Annotated in this window: 18 protein-coding genes; 6 read left to right on the top strand and 12 right to left on the bottom strand. The window is 70.6% G+C overall.

Annotation, left to right across the window (positions count from 1 at the left end; all coding sequences use genetic code 11):
- Positions 1–596 precede the first annotated feature (596 nt).
- Positions 597–2,660, bottom strand: coding sequence for a hydantoinase B/oxoprolinase family protein (locus ABF401_RS20005; protein ID WP_353511351.1), 2,064 nt, complete (start codon positions 2,658–2,660; stop codon positions 597–599).
- A 1-nt stretch (position 2,661) separates the two neighbouring features.
- Positions 2,662–4,791, bottom strand: coding sequence for a hydantoinase/oxoprolinase family protein (locus ABF401_RS20000; RefSeq protein ID WP_353511350.1), 2,130 nt, complete (start codon positions 4,789–4,791; stop codon positions 2,662–2,664).
- 344 nt (positions 4,792–5,135) lie between these two features.
- Between ABF401_RS20000 and ABF401_RS19995 the strand changes: the two genes are divergently transcribed.
- The 3 genes from ABF401_RS19995 to ABF401_RS19985 are packed head-to-tail and all read left to right on the top strand — an operon-like array spanning position 5,136 to position 6,859.
- Complete coding sequence (locus ABF401_RS19995; RefSeq protein ID WP_353511349.1) at positions 5,136–5,870, top strand: hypothetical protein; 735 nt, start codon at positions 5,136–5,138, stop codon at positions 5,868–5,870.
- Between the two features lie 24 nt (positions 5,871–5,894).
- Positions 5,895–6,449: an RDD family protein gene (locus ABF401_RS19990; RefSeq protein ID WP_353511348.1), complete on the top strand. Its 555-nt coding sequence runs from the start codon at positions 5,895–5,897 to the stop codon at positions 6,447–6,449.
- Positions 6,446–6,859 carry a DUF1801 domain-containing protein gene (locus ABF401_RS19985; RefSeq protein ID WP_353511347.1) on the top strand — a complete coding sequence of 138 codons (414 nt, stop codon included), beginning with the start codon at positions 6,446–6,448 and terminating at the stop codon, positions 6,857–6,859. Before ABF401_RS19990 ends, ABF401_RS19985 begins: the two co-directional genes overlap by 4 nt.
- 117 nt (positions 6,860–6,976) lie before the next feature.
- On the opposite strand, the gene ABF401_RS19980 is transcribed toward ABF401_RS19985, so the two are convergent.
- The 8 genes from ABF401_RS19980 to ABF401_RS19945 all read right to left on the bottom strand — a co-directional run bounded on the left by ABF401_RS19980 (position 6,977) and on the right by ABF401_RS19945 (position 17,052).
- Positions 6,977–7,792 carry an SDR family oxidoreductase gene (locus ABF401_RS19980; RefSeq protein WP_353511346.1) on the bottom strand — a complete coding sequence of 272 codons (816 nt, stop codon included), beginning with the start codon at positions 7,790–7,792 and terminating at the stop codon, positions 6,977–6,979.
- A 215-nt stretch (positions 7,793–8,007) separates the two neighbouring features.
- A complete protein-coding gene (locus ABF401_RS19975) occupies positions 8,008–8,931 on the bottom strand; it encodes a carbon-nitrogen hydrolase family protein (protein ID WP_353511345.1) in 924 nt (307 codons plus the stop codon).
- Position 8,932: 1 nt separating this feature from the next.
- A complete protein-coding gene (locus tag ABF401_RS19970; protein ID WP_353511344.1) occupies positions 8,933–9,634 on the bottom strand; it encodes an SRPBCC family protein in 702 nt (233 codons plus the stop codon).
- Positions 9,631–12,150 (bottom strand): aerobic carbon-monoxide dehydrogenase large subunit, encoded by a 2,520-nt coding sequence (cutA, locus tag ABF401_RS19965; protein ID WP_353511343.1) that lies wholly within the window; start codon positions 12,148–12,150, stop codon positions 9,631–9,633. Before cutA ends, ABF401_RS19970 begins: the two co-directional genes overlap by 4 nt.
- Positions 12,147–12,728: a (2Fe-2S)-binding protein gene (locus tag ABF401_RS19960; protein WP_353511342.1), complete on the bottom strand. Its 582-nt coding sequence runs from the start codon at positions 12,726–12,728 to the stop codon at positions 12,147–12,149. Before ABF401_RS19960 ends, cutA begins: the two co-directional genes overlap by 4 nt.
- Entirely contained in the window at positions 12,725–13,618 is an 894-nt protein-coding gene (locus tag ABF401_RS19955; RefSeq protein ID WP_353511341.1) for an FAD binding domain-containing protein, read from the bottom strand. Before ABF401_RS19955 ends, ABF401_RS19960 begins: the two co-directional genes overlap by 4 nt.
- A 188-nt stretch (positions 13,619–13,806) precedes the next feature.
- Positions 13,807–15,288, bottom strand: a complete 1,482-nt coding sequence (locus ABF401_RS19950) for a uracil-xanthine permease family protein (RefSeq protein WP_353511340.1) — start codon at positions 15,286–15,288, stop codon at positions 13,807–13,809.
- Positions 15,289–15,696: 408 nt separating this feature from the next.
- Positions 15,697–17,052 carry a helix-turn-helix domain-containing protein gene (locus ABF401_RS19945; protein ID WP_353511339.1) on the bottom strand — a complete coding sequence of 452 codons (1,356 nt, stop codon included), beginning with the start codon at positions 17,050–17,052 and terminating at the stop codon, positions 15,697–15,699.
- A gap of 66 nt (positions 17,053–17,118) precedes the next feature.
- On the opposite strand from ABF401_RS19945, the gene ABF401_RS19940 reads away from it, so the two are divergent.
- From ABF401_RS19940 to ABF401_RS19930, 3 genes are all read left to right on the top strand, one after another.
- Positions 17,119–18,039 carry an oxamate carbamoyltransferase subunit AllH family protein gene (locus ABF401_RS19940; protein ID WP_353511338.1) on the top strand — a complete coding sequence of 307 codons (921 nt, stop codon included), beginning with the start codon at positions 17,119–17,121 and terminating at the stop codon, positions 18,037–18,039.
- Positions 18,032–20,995 carry a bifunctional FdrA/YlbE family protein gene (locus ABF401_RS19935; protein WP_353511337.1) on the top strand — a complete coding sequence of 988 codons (2,964 nt, stop codon included), beginning with the start codon at positions 18,032–18,034 and terminating at the stop codon, positions 20,993–20,995. Before ABF401_RS19940 ends, ABF401_RS19935 begins: the two co-directional genes overlap by 8 nt.
- 179 nt (positions 20,996–21,174) lie before the next feature.
- Entirely contained in the window at positions 21,175–21,375 is a 201-nt protein-coding gene (locus ABF401_RS19930; RefSeq protein WP_353511336.1) for a cold-shock protein, read from the top strand.
- A 267-nt stretch (positions 21,376–21,642) separates the two neighbouring features.
- Here the strand turns inward: ABF401_RS19930 and ABF401_RS19925 are convergent, their stop codons facing one another.
- Both ABF401_RS19925 and ABF401_RS19920 read right to left on the bottom strand, forming a co-directional pair.
- On the bottom strand, positions 21,643–22,464 hold the full coding sequence (locus ABF401_RS19925) for an alpha/beta fold hydrolase (RefSeq protein ID WP_353511335.1): 822 nt from the start codon (positions 22,462–22,464) through the stop codon (positions 21,643–21,645).
- A complete protein-coding gene (locus ABF401_RS19920) occupies positions 22,461–23,915 on the bottom strand; it encodes an aldehyde dehydrogenase (RefSeq protein WP_353511334.1) in 1,455 nt (484 codons plus the stop codon). The genes ABF401_RS19925 and ABF401_RS19920 overlap by 4 nt, the downstream gene beginning before the upstream one ends.
- Position 23,916 lies beyond the last annotated feature (1 nt).

Raw genomic sequence — 23,916 nt, 5'->3', positions numbered from 1 at the left:
CACGGTCCAATGACCCGCGCGCTCACCATCACCGGTGCGGCGGCCCTGCTCGCCGCCGCGGCCGTGCACGTCGCGCAGCTCGGCTCGATCTTCCACGCCGTGCCGTGGATCGGTCCGCTGTTCGTGGCCGACGCCGTCGCTTCGACCGCGGTCGCCGTCGCGCTGCTCGCGACCACCCGCCACCGCCGCCTCGCGGCGGCCGCCGGCGCGCTCGTGAGCGCGGGCGCGCTCGCCGGCCTCGCGGCCGCGCCGACGATCGGCCTGTTCGGCTGGCAGGAGTCGGTCCTGCGCCCGTCCGTCCAGATCGCGATCGCCGCCGAGCTCGTCGCCGTGGCCGCGCTCGTGCCGATCGCGCTGCCCGCCCCGCCGTCGCGCGCCGCCGGGCGCTGGCGCGCGGCGGCGGGCGGCGGGCTGCTCGCCGTCGCCGCGCTCCACGTCGCCGCGGCGGGCGACGAGTGGGGCGACACCCGCGGCGTCTTCTGGCTGTTCATGGCGCTCGCGGGCGCGTGCGGGATCGCCGCGGTGCGGCTCGCCCAGGGGCTCGACCGCAGCGCGCCCGCGTACGTGCTCGGGCTCGCCGCGCTCCCGATCGCCGGCTACGTGCTGAGCCGGTCCACCGGGCTGCCGGGCGCCGACGACGACGTCGGCGACTGGGCCAACCCGCTCGGCGTCGCCGCGCTGGTCGTCGAGGCGTGGCTCGCCGCGCTCGCGAGCCTCGCGTACCCGGCGCCGCGGTCGAAGAAGGCCGGCTCGCCGCGCGCGGCCCGCAGCTCCTCGCGCAGCCGCGTCGTGGCGTCGGGGTCGCCGACGACGACGCCGTAGTCGTCGCGCGCGGACTCGGGCGAGACCTTGCCCTGCAGGACATCGACCGCGACCCGCTCCGGGTCGCGGTCGAGCGGGTCTCCCCAGCCGCCCCCGCCCGTCGTCTCGATGCGGACGAGCTCGCCGGCCGCGATCGGCTCGTCGTCGCACAGGCCGGCCAGGACGCGCTCGTTCGCCCCTCCCGGGTCGATCGTCACGCGGAACGGGAGTCCGGCCTTGCCGCCGCGCACGCCCCAGCAGGCGAGGCTCGAGCGGTCCGCGACCGACATGAACGTCGCTTCGCGCAGCACGCGGATGTCCTTGCGGTAGCCGAGCCCGCCGCGGAACTCGCCCGGGCCGCCGGAGTCGATCCGCAGCCCGAGGTGCTCGACGCGCACCGGGTAGCGCGACTCCACGAACTCGGCCGGGAGGTTCTTGGAGTCCGGGACGATGTGGATCGTGTCCGAGCCGTCGGCGTAGTAGCGGCCGCCCGAGCCGCCGCCGAGGATCTCGCGGTACAGGTACCACTCGCCGCTCGCGTCGCGACCGGTGATGCCCGTGTAGCGGATCGTCTCCTGGTCGGCCGGCATGCGCCCGTCGACGGCCTGCGCCAGGGCGCCCGCGAACACGCCGAGCAGCCGCAGGATCACGAACGTGCGCGCGTTGGTCGGCGCCGGGAAGACGGGTGTCAGCAGCGTCCCCGGCGGCGGGAAGCGCATGTCGATCAGCTCCACGACGCCCTCGTTGACGTCGAGCTCGGCCATCCGCTCGGGCGTGTCGGCGAGGTTGCGCAGGATCGGCGCGAGCCACTTCTTGAGGAAGTTGCCGCCGACGTAGTCGCCGCAGTGGTTGATCGGGCCCTTGGCCTGCGGGCTCGTCCCGGTGAAGTCGATGACGATCTTGCCGCCGTCCTCGCTCGTCTTGGTGAGGGTGATCCGCTGGGTGTGCAGCTGCGGCTCGTCGACCCCGTCGTGCTCGGCGTAGTCCTCCCACACGTACGTTCCGTCGGGAATCTTGGACAGGATCTCGCGCCGGTAGGTCTCCGTCGTCCTGTCGAGGATCGCGTCGAACGCCGCCTCGACCGTGTCGCGGCCGTAGCGCTCGAAGAGCTCGGACAGCCGCCGCGCGCCCATGAGGCAGGCCGAGCACTCGGCGTCGAGGTCGGCAGCGAGGGAGTCGGGCATCCGGCTGTTGCGGGTCATGATGCGCAAGGCGGACCTGTTGGCAACTCCCTTGTCCCACAGTTTGATCGGTGGGACCGAGAGGCCCTCTTCGAAAACGCTCCGGGCATCGCTCGGCATGGACCCTGGGACGGCCCCGCCGATGTCGTCGTGATGGCCGAACGCCTGGACGAACGCGACCACCTCGCCCTGGTGGAAGACGGGCACGGTGACGCACAGGTCGGGAAGGTGTCCGATGCCGCCCTCCGACTCGTAGACGTCGTTGTGGAAGAAGACGTCCCCCTCGCTCATCCCGGCAAGCGGGAAGTCGCGGACGATCGGGTGGACGAGCGCGGAGTACGAGCGCCCGGTGAGCTTGCGCAGCTGGCGGTCGTGGATCCCGGCGCGGAAGTCGTGCGCATCGCGGATCATGGGGGAGCGGGAGGTCCGCGAGATGGCCGTCTCGACCTCCATCTCCACGCTCGCCAAGGTGCCCTGGACGATCTCGATGATGATCGGGTCGACCGACGTGCCCTCGGGCATCAGGCGGTTGCCGTGCTCGTACGCCGTGGGCAGGCCGGCTGGGTTCTCCGGTGGCTCGGTCGACCCGTGCCGTATGCCGCTGAGCTGGCCGCCGCTCGAAGCGGCACCGTCCGCGGGGGCGAGCTTGATGTGGGCGGTCTGGCAGGACAGGCACATGTCAGGCCTCCGGGTCCGAGAGCGTGGTTGGGTCTGCGGCAGCGGACCTTGTGATGACGAGGTTGCCGAGGTCGTCGACGCGAAGGACGAAGCCCGGGTGGACGGGGACGGTCGAGCCGAACTCCTCGATGATGGCCGGGCCCTGGATCGTGTCCCCGGCGCGAAGGTCGTTTCGCCACCACACGCCCGTGTCGACGTACCCGTCAGTGGCCTCGAAGCAGACCGGGCGTCGGCTCTTGAGCGCGCGCTCCTCTGGGCCAGCGGAATCCGCTGCGGCCGAAGGAAGCTCCTGAAGCTCCGGCCGCGTGATCGGGCCGATGCCGGTGACCCGGAGGTTGACCCACTCGACCTGCTGCGTCGGGTCGTCGCGGAAGTCGTAGCCGTAGAGGGCCCGATGCCCGTCGTGGAAGCGGGACGCCACGTCAGCGGCATACGGCTCATCGATGGTTCCGGCGGGGGCGGGCACGCGAACCTCGTACGCCTGGCCGAAGTACCGCAGGTCGACGGTGCGGGTGTAGCGGTGCGCGTCCCGGGGGAAGCCCTCTGCGTCGAGCGCCTTCGCGGCGCGGTCGGTCAGCTCGTCGAAGGTCTTCTGGACGGCGGCATGGTCGAGGGTCGCGTGGCGCGCGACGGCGGTCTGGACGTAGTCGTTCTTGACGTCGACGGTGAGCAGGCCGAAGGCCGAGACGTTGCCCGGATTCTGGGGCACGACGACGCCCGCGAGTCCGAGGATGTCGACGAGGCGGCAGGCGAGGAGCGAGCCGGAGCCGCCGAACGTCGTCAGCATGAAGTCCCGGACGTCGAGGCCGCGCTTGACCGACACCTGGCGCAGGGCGTTGGCCTGGTTCCAGGCGGAGATCTCGAGAACGCCGGCGGCGCAGCGCTCGACGTCGAGGCCGAGCCGCTCGGCCAGCGCCTCGATGCCCGCGCGAGCGGCGTGGACGTCGAGCGGGATCTCCCCGCCGAGCAGGTGTGGCGGGATGCGGCCGAGCACGACGTGGGCATCGGTGATCGTCGGCTCGGTGCCGCCCTTGGCGTAGCAGAGCGGGCCAGGGTCGGCTCCGGCGGACTGCGGCCCGACCTTGAGGGTGCCTTCCGGAGAGATCCAGGCGATGGAGCCGCCGCCGGCCCCCACCGTGACGACGTCGATCATCGGAATCTTGCTCGGGTAGGCGCCCACGGTGCCCTCGGTCGTCAGGGTCGGCTCGCCGTCGAGGACGACGGACACGTCGGTCGATGTCCCGCCGCCGTCGCACGTGAGGACCTTGGGGAACCCGGCCTTCTTGGCGATGAGCCCGGCGCCGAGGGCCCCCGCGGCCGGGCCGGACAGGACCGTGGTGATGGGCTGGTGCACGACCTCGTCGGCGGAGAGGACGCCGCCATTGCTCTTCATCACGTAGAACGGGATGTTTGCCCCTTGGGTGAAGTCGTCGAGGCGCTGGTGGATGTTGGCGACGTAGCCGGAGACGTTCGGTTTGACGGCCGCGTCCACCAGGGTCGTCATGGAGCGCTCGTACTCGCGGTACTCCCGGAGCACCTCCGAGCTGATCGAGACGACCGCCTCGGGGTGCTCGCGGCGGAGGATCTCGCGCATCGCCTGCTCGTGGCTGTCGTCGGCGTAGGAGTGCAGGAAACAGACCCCGATCGTGGTGATCCCGCGCTCGCGGAACCACCGGGCCACCTCGACGGCCCCGGCCTCGTCGAAGGGCCGGACCTCAGTGCCCTCGAAGTCGAGGCGACCGCCGACCGTCTTGACGTGGTCGGCCGGCACGATGCGCGGTGGCTTGACCCAGAAGTACGAATTGCCGTAGCCGTCCGGCACCGCCTGCCGGGCGATCTCGAGGATGAACTCGTACCCCTCGGTCGTGATGAAGCCGAGCCGCCCGACCTTGCCCTCGAGCAGCTTGTTCGTCGCAACGGTCGTCCCGTGCGAGACCGCGGTGATGTCGTCGCCCGTCGCGGCCATGAGGTCCAGGACCTTGCGGACGCCGTTGATGAAACCGTCGGCAGGGTTGCTCGGCGTCGACGGCGTCTTCGTGGTGACGAGCTCGCCCGTCTCCTCGTCCAGGGCCACCACGTCGGTGAACGTCCCGCCCGTGTCGATGCCGATCCTGATCCGTCGCGCAGTCATGGGAAGGATTCAACAGTCGAGAGGAGGCCGATGCCTTGGCACAAACTGCCAATGGGAGGTGGTGATCGGACCAGACATCGCCAGTCGATCGTCTCCTCCGCTGAGAATGAAGCGGGCCGGGGTGGTCGTGGCGGATGATCGACATGTCAGCCGCCACGCCACATGACAGGAGGGGCGTCGTGTCCAGTACACCTTCCGACAGCCCCACATTGGACGATCAACCCGTGCCGACGGCTCTGGAGCGAGCGTCGACCTCAGAGTCGGTCGCGTTCGTGGATGGTGCACTTGGTCTGGCGCTGGTGGCCTTGGGGGCATCACGTCAGGCCGCCAGCCGAGGGAGATTCGTGCTGCGACCGGTCAGCGCCGCGGCACGCGCGCCCTTCAGGCTGGGCCGCCGGCTGATCGGGGACACCCGCACCGGCGAGCTCAAGGCGCGAGGGCGATCGGAGCGGGTTCACGCCGCAGCAGCCCTGTCGCGGCTCATCGACCAGCTCCTTCCCCGGGTCGCCGAGGCGGTGCTGGCTCGCGTGGACGCAACCGAGCTGGTGCTCCGGCACGTCGACCTCGACACGATCATCGAGCACGTCCAGCTGGACGCGGTCGTGGCGCGGGTGGACCTTCAGGCGGTCATCGACCGGGTCGACGTGGACGCGATCGTCGCGCGCGCCGACCTTCAGGCAGTCATCGACCGGGTCGACGTGGACGCGATCGTCGCGCGGGCGGACCTCGAGGCCGTGCTTGACCGCGTGGATGTCGACCAGGTCATGTCCCGGGCCGATCTCGATGCGGTGATCGCAAGGATCGACCTCATCCGCCTGGCCGAGTACGTCGTCGAGGGCATCGACCTGCCCGGCATCATCCGCAGCTCGACCGGCTCGATGGCTTCGGAGGGTTTGCTGGAGGTGCGGCGCCAGGGCATTCGAGCGGATGAGCGAGTCGCCCATGCGGTGGACCGGCTGCTGCGCCGATCCGACCGCGCTTCCGCTGCGTCCCTCGAGACCGAGACGCCGGCCACCACGCCCATCGCATCGGACGGTCAGGCCCCGACCCCTGCGGTCGGCCACGGATACGTGCACTGAGAGGACAGGTTGATGGAGCCGCCCATGGAGCCCGGTGGTGGCACGCTGGCGCGCATCGTCGTGCCCGCGGGAGCCCGCTCGATGCAGGGCCACCGCGCGGGCATCGTCACCCGCGTCCTCGCAGGTGCCGTCGACTCGTTCATCGCCGTCCTGGGCGTCGGCCTCGGCTACCTCGCGGTGCTGGTGATCAGGTACGTCGTCAGCCCCCGCGACTTCCAATTCGTCGAGCCCGGGTTCGGGCTTCTCCTGCTCTGCTTCCTGTGGCTGCTCACCGTCTATCTCACGCTCGCCTGGGCCACCACCGGGCGCAGCTACGGTGCTCGGCTCCTCGGCCTGCGCGTGGTGGACCATCGCGGACGACGACTCCGTCCCGGCATCGCCCTCCTCCGAGCGCTGCTCTGCGTCTTCGTGCCCATCGTGTTGTTCTGGGTCGTCGTCAGCCGCGAGAACCGCTCCGCCGCCGACGTGCTGCTGCGCACGTCGGTGATCTACGACTGGGCTGCTACCACGCACACCCCACAAGGCATTCCAGAGCACGGCCCCGCAAGCGGTTCTTCGGGTGGGACAGTGGGCTCGTGAACACTGACGTGACGGCCCACCTCGACTCCGTCCGGTCGCCCGTGCGTCGGCGTGATGCCGCCACACTGGTCGAGCTGATGCAACGGGTGACCGGGCAGGAGCCTCGGATGTGGGGGTCCATCATCGGTTTCGGGGAGTACCACTACCGGTACGCCAGCGGGCGCGAAGGAGACGCCCCGGCAGCCAGCTTCGCACCGCGCAAGGAGGCGAGCACCCTCTATGTCATGGACGGTGTCGAGGCCTACCGAGCTGAGCTCGACCGCCTCGGCCCGCACACGAGCGGTGTCGGCTGCATCTACATCAAGGACCTCGAGAAGGTTGACCTGGACGCGCTCGAGGCCGTCGTCGCCCGCTCTTACGAGCGGCTCACCGCCGGGGTCTGGACGAACCGGGCCGCCGACTCGGTCTGACCACGCGCCGGACTGGGTCAACACGCCAACGCTGAGACGTGGGCTTCCTTCCACACGCATGCCGTATGCCGCAGGGCTCGTTCCCCGGGACACGGCACCTCAGGTGGGACCGACGCGTCAGGGACGGCGCCAGCCCGAGCCGGCGTCGTCGTGCCCGTGGGCGGCCATGAGCATGAGCCCGCCGTCGACCGCATAGGACGAACCCGTGACGTAGGCCGATCGGGGCGAGGCGAGGAAGCCGATGACGGACGCCACCTCGTTGACGTGGCCCGGGCGGCCGAGCGGGTTCCCGGGTCGCGAGACGCGGTAGGCGTCCTCTTCGTCCTGGCCGGTCATCTCGGTGGCGATCTCTCCCGGCGCGACGGAGTTGACCGTGATCCCGTGCTCGGCGAGCTCCAGCGCGAGCACCTGCGTCAGCATCCCGAGGCCCGCCTTGGCTGCGCAGTACGCGGACGACCCCACCCGCGGCACGTGCTCGTGCACGCTCGTGACGTTGATGATCCGGCCACCATGTCCGTCGGCGACCATGCGCCGCGCCGCTCGCTGGGCGCACAGGAAGGGGCCCGTCAGGTCGGTCGCCAGCACGTGCTGCCACGTCTCGAGCGGGAGGTCGAGGGCAAGCTCGGACTGGCCGGTCCCGGCGACGTTGACCAGGACGCCGAGTCCACCGAGGTCGCCGGCGAGCCGTTCGACGACTGCACCCGCATCGGTGGCCGCGGCGTCGAAGGCGGCCTGGACACACCGCCGGCCGCGCTGCTCGACCGCCCGGGCCGTCTCCTTGGCGCCGGCCACGTCGCGGTGGACCGTCAAGCCGATGTCGAAGCCCTCGGTCGCGAGGAGCAGGGCCGTGGCGCGCCCGATCCCGGAGTCTGCTCCGGTGACGATCGCCAGGCGGGGGAAGGGATCCGGGACGTGCGCGCTGTCGGTCGTCATGGGCTCGCCCTACCCACCGTCGCAGCCCGCAATCCGCCGCGCCGGATCCGTTCATCGGCCCGTTCTCCTGGCTCCTGGGCTGGGCCCGTCAGCACGAGCAAGGAGGACGCGTGGCTCGCCACGTTCTGGTCCTCACCCCGATGAAGCGTCGAGCCGTGCCCGTGTGAAGCCTCCGTGAAGGTGCCGGGACATCCGCAACCCAGGGCGGGGCGCCCTCAGCCGTCGTTGCCGTGCCGCGCTCTGTCGTGCCAGAACGAGCTGCTCGCGGCGCGCTCGAGCTCGTCGCGGTGCCCACGGATGAGGTCGAGGTTCCGGTCGCGCAGGTGGTCGAAGCCCTGACCGACGTTCGAGCCCGGCGTCAGCGAGGCGAGCGCCTCCGCCGGGTCGAGACGGGCCGAGACCCAGCCCTCGTGGCTGGCCGCCTTGGCCACGACGTGGCCGATCGGCGTCACGATGTGCGAGTTGCCGAAGAAGATGGTGCCGGCAGGGTCGATCCCGGTGGCGTTGGCGCCGATGACGTAGACGTGGTTGTCGTAGGCCCGGGCCCGCGACGTGAGGTCCCAGATGTCGGCCGACCGCAGCAGCGCCGAGGGCCGGCAGATGACCTCCGCTCCCTGGACGGCCTGGATGCGCGAGAGCTCGGGGTAGTCGCCATCGAAGCAGATGATCATCCCGATCTTCCCGAGCTCGGTGTCGCAGACGGTGACCGTGTCACCCGGGGTGACCCAACCACCGCCGCCAACGGCCTCGGAGCAGAACGGGTGCGTCTTCCGGTAGACGCCGAGCACGCCGCCGGTCGGCGAGACGAGGACGGACGCGTTGTACACGATCCCCCGCTCCGGTCCCCGCTCGTACGTGCCGACGCACACGTGGGCGCCCGTCTCCCGGGCCACCTGCTGGATCGGCTCGACGATGCCGCCGGGGATCTCCGTGACGAGGTCCCAGAGCTCCTCCTTCGTGCACCCGGGCGTGAAGCCGGTCGTCGCCGACTCCGGCAGCACGACGAGCTCGGCCCCCGTCGCCTCGACACACCGGCGGGTGAAGTCGACGCAGCGGTCGAGGTTGTCCGTGATGGACTCCTTGGTCAGCGCACCCGGGACCGGGGCGACCTGGACAGCAGCGGCGGTGAAGGCTCGCATCTCATCCTCTTCCGATGGCCCAGCCGATGAGGACGCCGACGAAGGCGATCCCGGCACCGGTGAACGTTCCCATGACGAAGTCCTTGATCCGGGTGGACTCCCCGCCCGCGGCCGCCCTTCCTGCGTAGACCGTTCCCGCACCAGCAGGCCGTATGCCGCTGGGCTCGCTCACCGCCGGTCCGCCGGCTCCAATGGTGGCCGGCACCCCGGCGCCCAGTCCCAACGCGGCCGGAGCCGGTGCCTGGGCGCGCAGCTCGGGCGGGACCCCGGCGATCTCCGCATCGAGGGCGGCGAAGAACTGGCCGGCCATCTTCTTCGTGACTCCCGAGAGCATGCGCTGGCCGACACCGCCGATCGGGCCGCCGACCGTGGCGTCGGCGGTATAGGTGACGCGCGTCCCACCGTCATCGCTCGGGGCGACCTGCACGTCCACATCGGCGGCCACGGTGCCGGGGGCACCGGACCCGGACGCCTTCATGGTGAACGACTCGGGGTGCTGCGGGTTGAGCAGCCGCACCTCGCCGTCGTACGAGCCCTTGATGGCGGCGACCCCTGCGGTGACGGTCATCGCGTAGTGGTTCGGTGCGATCTCGACGAGTCGGTCGCAGCCAGGCAGCGAGCGGGCCAGGACGGCAGGGTCGTGGATGGCGTCCCAGACCTTCAGCGGGTCGGCGGCGAGGGAGGCGGTGCCGGAGATCTTCATGCGGACGGCTCCTGGGTCGTGGTGTCGGACGGCGTCGAGGGTGCAGTTCCCGCCGGCTCGGTCTCGCTCGAGTGTGCAGTTGCCGCCGGCTCGGTCTCGCTCGAGTGTGCAGTTCCCGCCCGCCGGAGCGAGGGAAGGTTCCCGGCCTCGTGGCGGCGCCGCAGCTCCCAGAGGTCGTTGGGAGAGATCGGCATCCGGGTGATCGGGAAGCCCTCGGCGTCCTCGATGGCCGACGCGATGACGGCCGACACGGGGATGCAGCCGGCCTCGCCGGCGCCCTTGATGCCCAAGGGGTTGAGCGGCGACGGCGTCTCGAGGTGGTCGGTCTCCACGTGCGGGACCTCGGTGGCATAGGGCATGAGGAAGTCCATGAACGATGCATTGAGCAGCTGGCCGTACTCGTCGTAGGCCATCCGCTCGTAGAGGGCGCCGCCGACCCCCTGAGCGACTCCGCCATGGACCTGGCCCTCGACGATCATCGGGTTGATCATCGGGCCGCAGTCGTGGATGACGCAGTAGCGCAGGATCCTGATGTCGGCCGTGACGGGGTCGGTCTCGACGACGGCGGCGTGCATCCCGTTGGCGAAGGTCGCCTGGGTGGGGGAGTAGAAGTCCTTGCCCTCGAGGCCGGGCTCCTCGTCGTCGGCGACCGGCGGCTTGTCGGGGTCGAAGGTGCCGGCGAACTGGGTGGCCGCCTGGGCCGCCTCGTCGAACGCGTAGCGGAGCGGGTTCGACAGCACGGACACCGTCCCGAGCGACATCGACGTGTGTGGCGCGCCCTTGACGCTGATCGTCCCGTCGGCGATGTCGAGGTCGTCCACCGACACCTCGAGCGCGTCGGCCGCGATGCGCAGGGCCTTGGCCCGGACGTTGCGGGCGGCGAGCGCGATGGCATTGCCGGACATCACGGCCGCACGGGAGGCGAAGGTCCCCACGGCGTAGGGCATGCGGCGCGTGTCACCGGTCGTCACATGGACGTCCTCGATGCGAACCCCGAGCTCCTGGGCGACGATCTGGGCGAAGGCCGTCTCGTGCCCCTGCCCCTGCGACGTCAGGCCGGTCGACACGTTGACCCGTCCCGACGTCTCGATCTGGATGTGGCCGCCCTCGTAGGGACCGACCCCGGTGCCCTCGACATAGCAGCCGATCCCGAGCCCGACCCGTCGGCCCTCGGCCTCCGCCTGGGCCCGGTACGCCGCGAAGTCGTCCCAGCCGACGAGCTTCTTCAGCTTGTCCAGGCTGGCCGGGAAGTCGCCAGAGTCGTACTTGAGCGGTCGACCGTCCTGGAAGAGCAGGCCGTGGTCGTAGGGCATCTCCTCCGGGAGGATGAAGTTGCGTGACCGCACCTCGGCCCGATCGAGCCCCAGGTGGTCGGCGATGGCGTCCATCGTCCGCTCCATCGCGAAGACACCCTGCGGTCGACCCGCCCCGCGGTACGGCGTGACAATCACCGTGTTGGTGTAGAGCGACCAGAACTCGACCCGGTAGGTGCCCGGCTTGTAGGGCCCGAGCAGCTGGGTCGAGGTGATGATCGGGACGATGATCCCGTAGGGGGTGTAGGCGCCGTTGTCGTGCCAGAACGTGACGTCGAGGCCGAGCATGCGGCCCTCGTCGTCGAAGCCGACGGTCACCCGCTGGAGCTGACCCCGCTCGTGCGCCGACGACACGAAGTGCTCACGACGGTCCTCCGTCCACTTGACCGGCTGCCCCAGCTGGCGCGCCGACCAGGCCACGAGGACCTCCTCTGGCCACGGGTGCATGATCTTGACGCCGAACCCACCGCCCACGTCCGGCGCGATGCACTCGACCTTGGCGAGCGGTAGCCCGAGCCGCGCCGCGACGGCGGCCCGGACCCCGGTGGAGGTCTGCGTCGACGAGTACATCCGCAGCTCGCCGCGCTCGTCGTCCCACCGCGCGTAGACGCCCTTGCCCTCCATCGGCATGGAGGCGCTCCGCTCGATCGCGAGGTCGAGCGTCAGCGTGTGCGGCGCCGCGGCCAGGGCCGCCTCGACGTCGCCGACCTCCTGCAGCATGTGCGCCGAGACGTTGCCGGGGACGTCGTCGTGGACGAGGTGCTCCGCGTCGCGAGCGGCCTCGACACCGACGACGGCCGGCAGCTGCTCGTAGGTGACGCGGATCCGCTGGCAGGCGTCCTCGGCGACGTAGCGGTTCGTCGCGACGACCATCACGACGGCCTCGCCGACGTGGTTGACCTCGTCCTTGGCGAGCGCATGGGTCGTCCGCCCGTGCGTCAGTGTCGGATGCGGGATGAGGAGGGGGAGCGCCTCGGCCATCGGACCGGTGAGGTCCTCGTGGACATAGATCCCCACGACTCCCTCGACGTCGATGGCGTCGGCCACGTCGATGTCGACGATGCGTGCGTGGGCATGGGGGCTGCGGACGAACGCCGCCTCGAGCGCGTCGTGGCCGAGGTCGTCGAGGTAGCGCCCGCCGCCGGTGACGAGCCGCGGGTCCTCGCGACGCCTGATCGGCGCGCCGAACATCTGCGTGGTCACGCTGAGCCCTCCTGCGCCACAGCAGAACTGGAGGTATGCCGCTGAGCCGGCTCAGCGGCATACGTCATCGTCTTCTCCTGCCGGAGCTCGGCCGCACGCAAGACGCTCTTGACGATGTTCTGGTAGCCGGTGCAGCGGCAGAGGTTGCCGGAGATCGCCTCGCGGGCCTCCTCGGCGGTCGGTGCCGGGTTCTCGTCGAGGAACGCGGTGACGGTCGTGAGGAAGCCCGGCGTGCAGAAGCCGCACTGGAGGCCATGGCACTCGGTGAAGGCCCGCTGGACCGGGTTCATCTCGTCGAGGGTCCCGAGCCCTTCGACGGTCGTGATCGCGTGCTCCTGGGCGGTGACGGCGAACATGAGGCAGGAACGCATTGGTTCGCCGTCGACGAGGACGGTGCAGGCCCCGCAGGCCCCGTGTTCGCAACCGACGTGCGTGCCCGTCAGTCGGAGGTCGTGGCGCAGGAAGTCGGACAGGAGACGCCGCGCGGGCACCGACGCAGTACGGGCGACCCCGTTGACGACGATCGTCACGTCGTGGAGCGCCTCCCGCAGCTCTTCGGTCGCGGCCTGGTCGGTCATGCTCCCACCCCTTGCGTCGAGTGTGCAGTTCGCGCCGCCTGTGACAGCGCCCGCCGGGTCAGCTCGCCGGCGAGCATCCGGCGGTACTCGGCGCTCGCGTGGATGTCGGACTCGGGCTCGACGTGCGCTCGGACCTCGGCGGCCACGGCGTCGAGTGCGTCGTCCCACTGGCCCGAGCCCGGCTCGACCCCCGTGAGGTGCGGGCCCAGGTCAAGGACCGACGGGATGTCGGTCACCGACACGAAGGAGGCGCGGGCACCGGAGACCGTGCCGTCGGTCAGGGTCACGGCGATGCCGACCCCGGCGAGCGCGTAGTCACCGGACCGCCGCGCCGACTCCAGGAACGCGCTGCCCGTGCCGTCGACGAAGCGTCCGAACCGCACGGCGACAGCGAGCTCCTCCGGCCCGCAGGACGACTCGAGCGCGCCGAGGAAGAAGTCCTCCCAGGACACCTCCCGTCGACCCGCCTGCCCGACCAGCTCGGCGACCCCGTCGGTCAGCGCGAGGATGGCCGGCATCTCGCCGGCAGTGTCGGCGTGCACGATCGAACCCACCGTGGTGCCGCGATTGCGGATCGCCGGGTGCGCCACGTTGACCAGCGTCTGGCGCAGGATCGGCAGGGCGGTGTAGGCCTCCTCGGACCGCTCGAGCCCCCGGTGGCGGACCAGCGCACCGACCCGAACCGAGCCGGCCTCGACGGTGAGGTCCGAGAGCCCGTCGACCCGGTTGATGTCGACGAGGTGGCCGGGCGAGGACAAGCGCATGTTGAGGATCGGGATGAGGCTCTGGCCGCCCGCGAGGATCTTGCCGTCGTGTCCGACCTCACCGAGGACGGCGACGGCCTCCTCCACCGAGCGAGGCGCGTGGTGCACGAAGGGGGCGGGCTTCACCGAACTGATCCTGCCTTCCGGAGTCGTGTGGGACTAGAGGGTCCTGTGCATCGCTGGGCGTGGCCCTTTGGCACAACTTGCCAGCGCGTTGCCGGACAGTCCCAGCCTGCCAAACGGAGGGGCACCGATAGTCGCACGGGCCCCCGATTGCTCGAGGGCCCGTGCGAGGTGCGCGTCGACGCAGGTCGTCAGCGTCTGGGCTCCCGCGGCCCGTCGTTCTGGTAGAGGTCATCGATCCGGTCGCCGTCGCCGTACGTCCCCTCCTCCTCGCCGAGCGAGATCATCGTGCCGCGCGCCGACTCTGCTCGGGCTCTCAGCTCGGCAGGGGCGATCGCCTTGGCCAGGTGCCAGCCGGCGATGGCGACGATCGTGCCGAGGGCGATACCGCCGAGGGTGAAGTCTTCGGTGATCTTCAGCTCGACGTTGCCGATGCCGATGATGATGCCCGCGGCGATCGGCACGAGGTTGATCGGGTTGCCGAAGTCGACGCCGTTCTCCTTCCAGATCTTGGCGCCGAGCAGGCCGATCATGCCGTAGAGGACCACGGTGATCCCGCCGAGGACGCCGCCGGGGACGGACGAGACGAGCGCGCCGAACTTCGGGGAGAGACCGAAGAGGATCGCGACGATCGCGGCGACGTAGTAGGCAGCCGTCGAGTACACGCGAGTCGCCGCCATGACGCCGATGTTCTCGGCGTAGGTCGTCGTCGGGGAGCCACCGACCGAGGAGGCGAGCGCCGTGCCGACACCGTCGGCGGCGATGGCCCGGCCCATGTACGGGTCGAGGTCGTGGCCGGTCATCTCGGCGACGGCCTTGACGTGCCCGGTGTTCTCGGCGATGAGGGCGATGACGGCGGGCAGGACGAGCAGGATCGCGGCGACCGAGAAGCTCGGCGTGTGCCAGCCGACGACTTCCTTGCCGTCCGCAGCGACCATGGTCTGGGGCGGGAAACCGATCCAGGACGCCGCGCCGACCGCGTCGAAGTTCGTCCGGAAGTGGTCCGTCGCCTGGGCGGCACCGGGCAGCGGCGAGTTGATCATGCCGACGGTCTTGTCCAGGACCCACGACAGCACGAAGCCGAACACCAGGGCGAGGAAGACGGCGATCCGCGAGACGAAGCCCCGGAACGCCACCGCGCAGACGATGGTGAAGAGCATGACGAGGATCGCGACCCACTGGTCCTGCGGCCAGTAGATGCCGGCCACGACGGGGGCCAGGTTGAAGCCGATGAGCATGACCACCGCGCCGGTGACGACGGGTGGCAGCACGCGGTGCAGCACCGACGAACCCATGAAGTGGATGAGCACTCCGATGAGCGCCAGCACGATACCGGCGACCAGGATCGCGCCGGTCACCTCCGCGGAGTCGCCGCCCTGCGCGCGGATCGCGGCCACACCACCGACGAAGCTCGCTGACGTGCCGAGGTAGCTCGGTACCTTTCCGTTGACGATGAGCAGGAAGATGATCGTCGCGATACCGCTCATCATGATCGCGAGCTGCGGGTTGAGGCCCATGACGATCGGGAAGACGAAGGTCGCCCCGAACATCGCGACGACGTGCTGGGCGCCGAGCCCCACCGTCTTGCCCCAGGAGAGACGTTCGTCGGGCGCGACGACGTCGTCGGGGCCCATCGTCTTGCCGTCCCCGTGCAGTTTCCAGCCCAAAGCCATCAAAGACTCCTCAGCGAATTGCGGCCGGTCACCTCCTGTGACCCGGCTCACTCCCACATCGGGATTGGGCGCAAACTACTCCGATTCCCGGGGATGGAGTTCGGCATTTGGTGATAACGAGTTGGTCCCGTTACCTGTCAAACCTGACGTACCCCCACCGGCGTTCTCGGACGGTTTCGTATGCCGCTGAGCGCGCTCCCAGCCGACGTGCGGTCCCGCTCCTCCCGCCGCCCCGTCGAGTGCGCACTCCGCGCCGCACCCATGGCGTCGAGTGTGCACTCCGCGCCGCCTCCGACACTCCAGCCGAGGTCCGGCCGACGGGCCGACCCCTGACTCCTCGGCGCAAAGTGCACACTCGACCCAAGGCGAGCCCCCGGCGCACGCTGCACACTCGACAACGGCGAGCGGTCAGAGGCCGCGCATCTGGTGCACCTTCAGCGCCAGGGCCAGGGTGAGGCGCAGCTCGGGGTCGGAGGTGAAGGGACCCAGCATCTTCTCGAGCTTGCCGATCCGGTAGCGCAGCGTGTTGTAGTGGAAGAAGAGCAGCCGCGCCGTCTCGGCGACATTCATGTTGGTGTCGATGAGGATCTTGAGCGTCCGGCGCAGGTCGGCATACTCGGGCTGGTCGTCCGTGGCCAGCGCGCCCAGCGACTCCCGGACGAAGCGGCGCAGGTCCGCCCCGTCGGGGATCAGGGCCAGCAACCGGTAGATCCCGAGGCCGTCGACGTGGGCAAGGGCGCCGTCGCCCTGCATCTGGCGGCCGACGGAGACCGCTGACAGTGCCTCCTCGTAGGCCTGCGGCAGCTGCTCCGGCGAGGTGATCGTTCGCGAGACGCCGGCGGAGAAGCTGCGCCGCCCACCGCCGCCGTCGCCGCGGACGACCCGGACGAGGTCACCGACGGTGCGCATGACCCGCTCGGTGTCGGCGGACCCGGGGACAGCGACGAGCGCGACGACCTCGCGGCTGAAGCCGACGACCGGCGAGCTCGGGTCGCGCACCCCGATGGCATGCGTCCAGGCTCGTGCGAACCGCTGCTGGAGGAACCGGATCTCGTCCCGGTCCCGCTCGGTGCGGTCGTCGTCCTCGTCCGTCTCGGCGACGACGACGACCATGGGCCGGTCGATGTCCCAGCCGAGGGAGGCCGCGTGGGAGACGGCGTCGATCGGCGTGCCGGCGCGGCCGGAGAGGGCATCGCGCAGGAACTCGGCCCGGTACTTGCTCTCGACCGCTGCGACCGCCTGGTCCTTCGTGATGGCGAGCGCTGCGACCGTGGCAGCGCGCTCGAGCAGACGGACGTCGTCCTCGGTGAGGGTGCGGTGACTAGAGAAGGCGACGATGACGCCGTGGTCGAGCTGTCCGGCGATGATCCGCACCGCCGCCCGGTCCGCGGACGCGCTGTCGTCGCGCGGGCCCATCGGCTCGGACTCGACGAGAAACCGCCCGGACCGGTCGAAGCATGGCAGCGCCTCGGCCCGGGCGAGCTCGTCCGGCGCCCCCGCCCTGGCGACGACCCGGCCATCGGTCGTCGTCACCATGGCTGCCGCGCGTGACCTGGGGTCGAGGAAGGACACGACGCGCTCGCACAGCTCGTCGAGGGTGCCGCCGGTGAGGACGATCTGCACGAGGGCCCGGTCGGCATCTTCGAGGCGTCGCAGCGCAGCCGTCTGTCGGTCGAGCTGCTCCTTGACCAGGGCCAGCTCGGCGGCCGACGCCACTGGCAAGTCACTGTCGATGAGGCTGGCATCGTTGGCAACATTCACCATGAGCGCACCCTAACCTGCCTAGGTACCGTCGGTCATCGGTCCGGCTGCAACGGGAGGAGGACGCGTGTGCTGACCGCTGCCGCACGACCACAGTGGCCCGCTGCCGTGTCACCGCTCGTCGTCGATGCCGTGACCGGACCTGTGCGTGAGGCGCGGGTGCTCGGCGCCTTCCCGACCTGCGTGTACCTCGACCTCGGCACGCACGACGCCGTCCTGGCGCTGCTGGCGCGGGACGCCCTGCAGCAGCCGATCGGACTGCGCTTGGGAGCGTCGTCGGCGCAGATCCGCTGGCGGGTCGAGCCCGGCGTCACCGTCGGGGTTGGGGCCGGTCGGGTGCGTCTGCCAGGGGCTGACGTCGTCGTCGCCCGAATGCATCGACCGGCCCGCGTCACATCGCTCCCACCTCACGATCGAGTCAGTCGGGTTGCGGCTCACGCGCCCCACCCGGGCGGCGGACCGCTCGCTGAGCTGGCGCACGACCTGGCCGCCGCGGCGCTCGCCGGCCGATCGGTTGCGCCCCATCTGCGTGGACTCATCGGGGCTGGGACGGGCCTGACGCCGAGCGGCGACGATGCCGTGGCCGGCGTGCTGCTCACCCTGCGTTCGGTCGGTGAGCTCGACGCCGTCGACCTCCTCGCCACAGACCTGCCGCCGCTCCTGCCGAGCACCACGTCGATCTCCGCGGCCCTGCTCCGAGCCGCCGCCGAGGGCTATGCCGTCCCAGAGGTCGTCACCCTCATCGACCTGCTTGCCGAGCAAACCGAGCCGACGGACTACCACGAGTTGACGCTCCACGCCGGCCCGAGCACGAGCCAGCCCGTCAGATCATCGTCGTTGCAGTCCATCGGCCCGGCCGTCGCGCAGGTCATCGCCATCGGCCACTCCTCGGGCCGCGACCTCCTCTCCGGGGTCACCGGCGCGCACCGGGCGCTCGCCGAGTTCCCCATTCCGTACGCAACGACTCAGGAAGGCGTCCTCCATGGTTGACCAGGTCGAGATCCGCACCGGTGCCTACTACGACTCCGTGAGCCTCATGCAGGTGTCGCGCGCCGTCGCAGCCGCCCCGGGCGTCGACGCGGCCCAGGTTGCGATGGCCACGGAGCTCAACCTCGACGTCATCCGGGGGATGGGCTTCGACCTGCCAGAGGCCGGCCCCAACGACCTGGTCATCGCGATCCGCGGGGACGAGTCCGGCCTCGCCGAGGGCAAGGCGGCCCTTGACGAGGCGCTCGCCGGCCTTCGTTCGGCGGCCGCTCAGTCGGCGGGCTTCGGTGCGGCGCCGGCACCGCGCACCCTCGGCGGAGCCGTTCGTCGTGCCGACGCCAACCTGGCCCTCGTCGCAGTGCCGGGCCAGCACGCGACGACCGAGGCGCTCGACGCGATCAACGCCGGCGTGAGCGTCATGGTCTTCTCCGACAACGTGCCTGTCGAGGACGAGGTGCGGCTCAAGGACCTCGCCGCCGAGCGGGGCGTACTCGTCATGGGCCCAGACTGCGGGACGGCCGTCGTCGGCGGGGTCGGCCTCGGCTTCGCCAACGTCGTCCGGCCCGGTTCCGTCGGAGTCGTCGCGGCCTCTGGCACGGGCGCGCAGCAGGTGATGTGCCTGCTCGATGCCGCCGGCACGGGCGTCAGCCACGTGCTCGGCGTCGGTGGCCGCGACCTGTCCACGCCGGTCGCGGGTCGCTCCACCAAGCAGGCCCTCGCCGCCCTCGCTGCCGACGCGGCGACCGAGAGCATCATCGTCGTCTCCAAGCCTCCTGCCGCGCAGGTGCTGTCCGACATCGAGTCGTATGCCGCTGGGCTCGGCAAGCCGGTCCACTGGGCCACGCTCGGGGCTGGGAGGCCAGACCTCACCGAGTCGGTCGCCGAGGCGCTCCGCGACGCGGGCGGAGCGATCGCGTGGCCGCGTTGGGAGGCCGACCAACCGGCGGCCTCGGGACCGTCGCTGCGCGGACTGTTCGTGGGGGGCACCCTCGCGGACGAGGCGATGCTCGTGGCGGGGGAAACCCTCGGCGACATCCGGTCCAACACCCCGCTCCGACCGGACCTCGCCCTCGGTCCGGAGCTGCGCGACGGAGGCCACGTCGTCATCGACTTCGGCGACGACTCGATGACCCTGGGACGTGCGCACCCGATGATCGACCCCTCCCTGCGACTCGAGCGCATCGCCACCGAGGCTGCCGATGCCACGTGCGGTGTGCTCCTCCTCGACCTCGTCCTCGGGCATGGAGCGCATCCCGACCCGGCGCCCGAGCTCGCCGATGCGATCCGAGCGGCGCGGGCCACGGCGGAGGCGGACGGGCGGACGCTTCCCGTCGTCGTGTCGATCAGCGGGACCGAGGGCGATCCGCAGGGGCTCACCCGGAGTGCGGTCATGCTGCGAGACGCCGGCGCCTCGGTCTTCCTGTCCAACGCCGCGGCCACCCGGCGTGCCGTCTCCCTCCTCGGCCACGCACCCGCTGCACCGGCGTCGGGAGCGAGCTCTGCGGCATACGGCAATGTGGCGAGCGTGGGTGAGGGAGACCGCTCCGGGGAGCTCAACGGCCTCCTCACCGCGGACCTCACCGTGGCGACCGCCGGAGTGGCCCTGTTCGCGGAGTCGATTCGGGCCCAAGCGGTTCCGGTCACCGAGACGGCGTGGCAGCCACCGCTGGGAGGGACGGAGCGCGACCTCGCGGCCGTGCTGGCCGACCCCCGCCGCGAGGAGGCAAACCGGCTCGCGTTCGAGCGCATGGTGGCCGCCGGTGCCGACTTCGTCGACGTCCGTCCGGCCAGCGAGGCGCTCGGTCTCGAGCAGGGCACCTTCCTGCACGCCGGCCCACCCATCGAGTTCGCCCGGGCATCAGGCCCGCTCAAGGGCGCTCTGATCGGGGCGATGCTCTTCGAAGGGCTCGCCGACACACCTGAGGAGGCGGAGTCAAGGCTGCAGAAGGGTGATGGCATCACGCTCGAGCCGTGCCACCACCGGGACGCCGTCGGTCCCATGGCGGGCGTCATCAGTCCGTCGATGTGGGTCTACGAGCTGCGGGACGACGTGCACGGCAACACCTCCTGGTGCTCCCTCAACGAGGGGCTCGGCAAGGTGTTGAGGTACGGCGCCTACGGACCCGAGGTGATCGACCGACTGCACTGGATGAACTCGGTGCTGGGGCCCTTGCTGCAGCAGGCGATTCGGGCTCGCGTCGACTCGGCTGGCCCCATCGACGTCAAGGCGATCATCGCCCAGATGCTCCAGATGGGCGACGAGGGCCACAACCGCAACCGGGCCGGGTCGCTCATGCTGCTGCGTGAGCTGCTGCCCACTCTGATCACGGCCGACGCGCCCGCGTCCGACGTCGCGGAGGCGGTGCGCTTCTCGGGTGCGAACGAGCACTTCTTCCTCAACCTGGGGATGCCGGCGTGCAAGCTGGCCACCCTTGCGGCCCATGGCATTCCGGGTTCGACGGTCGTGACCACCATGGCGCGCAACGGGACCGACTTCGGGGTGCGCGTGTCGGGCACGGGTGACGAGTGGTTCGTCGGTCCGGCCCAGACGCCCGAAGGGCTGTTCCTGGGGTCGTACGGTCCGGAGGACGCCAACCCCGACATTGGCGACTCCGCCATCACCGAGACCGCCGGCATCGGGGGCTTCGCGATGGCGGCGGCGCCGGCGATCGTGCGCTTCGTCGGCGGAGACGTGCCGTTCGCGCTGCGGGCGACGCAGACGATGTACGAGATCACCGTTGGCGAGCACCCGGCCTATCAGGTGCCGATCCTCGAGTTCCGCGGGACGCCGGCCGGGATCGACGTCGCCGCCGTCGCGCGGACGGGAGTGCTCCCGCAGATCAACACCGGCATGGCGGGGAGGGTTGCCGGAGTCGGCCAGGTCGGAGCGGGGCTGGTCAACCCACCGGAGGCGTGCTTCACCCAGGCCCTCGCTGCTCTGGCTCGCGCGATTGGGTGATTCGGTCCGCCCGCACTAGGGTTGGCCACGGTCAACGTTTGCTGTTTGTGTGTTGCACGCTCGCAGAGGACATTGCGAGCGCAGCCTTGCTTCAGGTTCAGGAGTCTGGTCGCGTCCTTGCTGACCCGGACCGTCACATCCGTGACTCCGTACCAACCTGAAAAACAAGGGAGCACAACATGGCACAGGGAACCGTCAAGTGGTTCAACGCGGAGAAGGGCTTTGGCTTCATCGCCCCGACCGAGGGCCCGGACGTCTTCGTCCACTACTCGGAGATCCAGACCAACGGCTACCGCAGCCTCGAGGAGAACCAGAGCGTCGAGTTCGACATCGAGCAGGGCCCCAAGGGTCCCCAGGCGATGCGCGTTCGTCTCGTCTGATCACCAGCCGAGCTGGCCGCGGGTCACCGATTCGCGGCGCACGAGCTGACGGAGGGCCGGCACCACGGTGCCGGCCCTCCGTGTTGCTCACCGTCCGGGTTCCTCCGGGTCCGTGGAGGCGTGGCCACGTGACCCGGCGTCCTCCCTGCCTGCTCCACCAGGCACCCGGGCCAGCGGGCGCGGGGAGCGAGCTCACCGGCATACGGCATGGTGGTGGTGGAGGTTCGACCGTGCTCGCGCACGGTCGACCTTGCGCGCCGCGACGCCTCAGGCGAGGAAGTCCGTGAGCAAGCGGTTGAAGTCGTCCGCGTACTCGATCTGCGTCCAGTGGCCGCACTGGCCGAACACGTGCAGCTGCGCCCGCTCGATGAGGTGGAACAGGTTCAGCGACGTGGTCAACGGGATGACCTTGTCCTCGCGCCCGTGGAACAGCAACGTCGGGGCACTGATGGATCGGATCTCGTCCACCGGCAACACCATGGAGTCCACCCAGCGCTGGCGGGGCGCGGGGAACATCGCCGCGAAGCGCTCGTCGGCACCGTTCGCCACGGAGGCCTCGTACCGGTCCCGGGCGAGACCGTCGGTCATCCGCGAGGTGTCGTAGGCGAACAGGTCGAGCAGCTCCCGCATCTGCTCCACGGAGGCCTCGTAACCCCACACCGCATCGAGGCCCTCGGTGATCGGGAAGGGCACGCCGACCGACCCCATGAGGACGAGCCGGTCGACGCGGTCTGCGTGGCGGGTCGCGAGCCGCAGGGCCATCGCGCCGCCGAAGGAGTTGCCGACGACGCTGGCCCGCCCGACCCCGAGGACGTCGAGCAGCTCGACGGCGTGCGCCAGCCAGGAGTCGACGGAGTACTCGTGCCCCTCGGGCGGCACGGTCTGGCCGAAGCCGAGCTGGTCCGGAGCGATGACGCGGTGCCCCGCCTCGACGAGCGCGGGGATCGTCAGGCGCCAGTTCGCCGCGGCGCTGACTCCCGGACCGGAGCCGTGCAGCAACAGCACGGCCGGCCCGGAGCCGACGTCGTGGACGAACGTCCGCACCCCCCCGACCTCGACGAAGGTGCCCTCGAGGACCGCTTGGGTCATGCCTTCACCTCGCGGTCGATCTGCATGACGACCGCCTTCGGCTCGGTGAAGAACTCGCGGCTGAAGTTGCCGCCCTCGCGGCCGACACCGGAGTCGCCCACGCCGCCGAACGGCGTGCGCAGGTCGCGGATGAAGAAGCAGTTGACCCAGACCGTGCCGGCCTTGAGGTTCGCGGAGACCCGGTGGGCGCGAGACAGGTTCTCGGTGAACAGCATCGCGTTGAGGCCGTAGGGGGTGTCGTTGGCCAGCTGCACGACCTCGGCCTCGGTCTCGAACTTGTTGACCACGACGACCGGGCCGAAGATCTCTTGGCAGTACTGGGCGGCCGTCAGCGGCAAATCGGTGATGATCGTCGGGCGCACGAGCCAGGAGCCGTCCTCGGCGACACCGCCGGTGAGGATCTTGCCGCCCTGCTCCTCGACCGTGTCGACGTAGGACTTGACCTTGCGGAAGTGCTCCTCCGAGGCCAGGCACGAGAACTGGGTCTCCGCAGCGAACGGCTCGCCGATGACGAGGTTCTCCGCGGCCTCCTTGAAGCGCGCGAGGAACTCCTCGTAGATGCCCGCCTGGAGGAAGAGCCGCGACCCCGCGAGGCAGACCTGTCCGGCGTTGCGGAAGATCGCCTCCACCGCCCAGTAGACGGCGTTGTCGAGGTCGGCGTCGTCGAACACGACGTTCGCGCCCTTGCCGCCGAGCTCGAGGCTGACCGGCGCGAGGTGCGACGCGGCGGCGGTCATGATGATCTTGCCGGTGCCGGACTCACCGGTGAACGTCACGCGGTCGACGCGCGGGTCCTCCGTCAGCGAGTTGCCCGCGGGGACGCCGAAGCCGTTGAGCACGTTGAGGACGCCGGGCGGGAACCCGGCCTCGATCGCGAGGCGGCCGAGCAGCACGACCGACGTCGGCGTGTCCTCCGCGGGCTTGATGATGCAGGTGTTGCCCCACGCGATGGCGGGGGCAATCTTCCAGGACGCCATCATGAGCGGGAAGTTCCACGGGGAGATCGCCGCGACGACACCGGCCGGGCCGTACTCGGTGTACGTGTGGTGACCGCTGTCCATCGGCATGACCTCGCCGACGTGGTCCCGCTGGTGGTCCGCGAAGAACCGGAAGTTCCAGACGGAGCGGCCCACGTCATGCTTGGCCTGGGCGAACGGCTTGCCCATGTCCGTCGAGTCGAGGCGCGCGAGCTCGTCGGCGTGCTCCTCCATGAGGTCGGCGAGCCGGTGGATCAGGGCGGCTCGCTCGTTGCGGCCCATCCGCGGCCACGGCCCCTCGTCGAAGGCCTTGCGCGCGGCCGCGATGGCGCGGTCGGCGTCGGCCGCGGAGGCCTCGGCCACCTCGGCCCACTTCTCGCGGGTCCAGGGGTTGATCGTGTCGAAGCGCTTCCCGTCGAGGGACGCGACCTCTTCGTTGTCGATGATGTGCCCGAAGAAGGGGTAGTCGGTCATG

The organism is Intrasporangium sp., assembly GCF_040414665.1.
Lineage (GTDB): Bacteria > Actinomycetota > Actinomycetes > Actinomycetales > Dermatophilaceae > Intrasporangium.
This window is presented reverse-complemented; position numbering and strand designations above follow the sequence as displayed.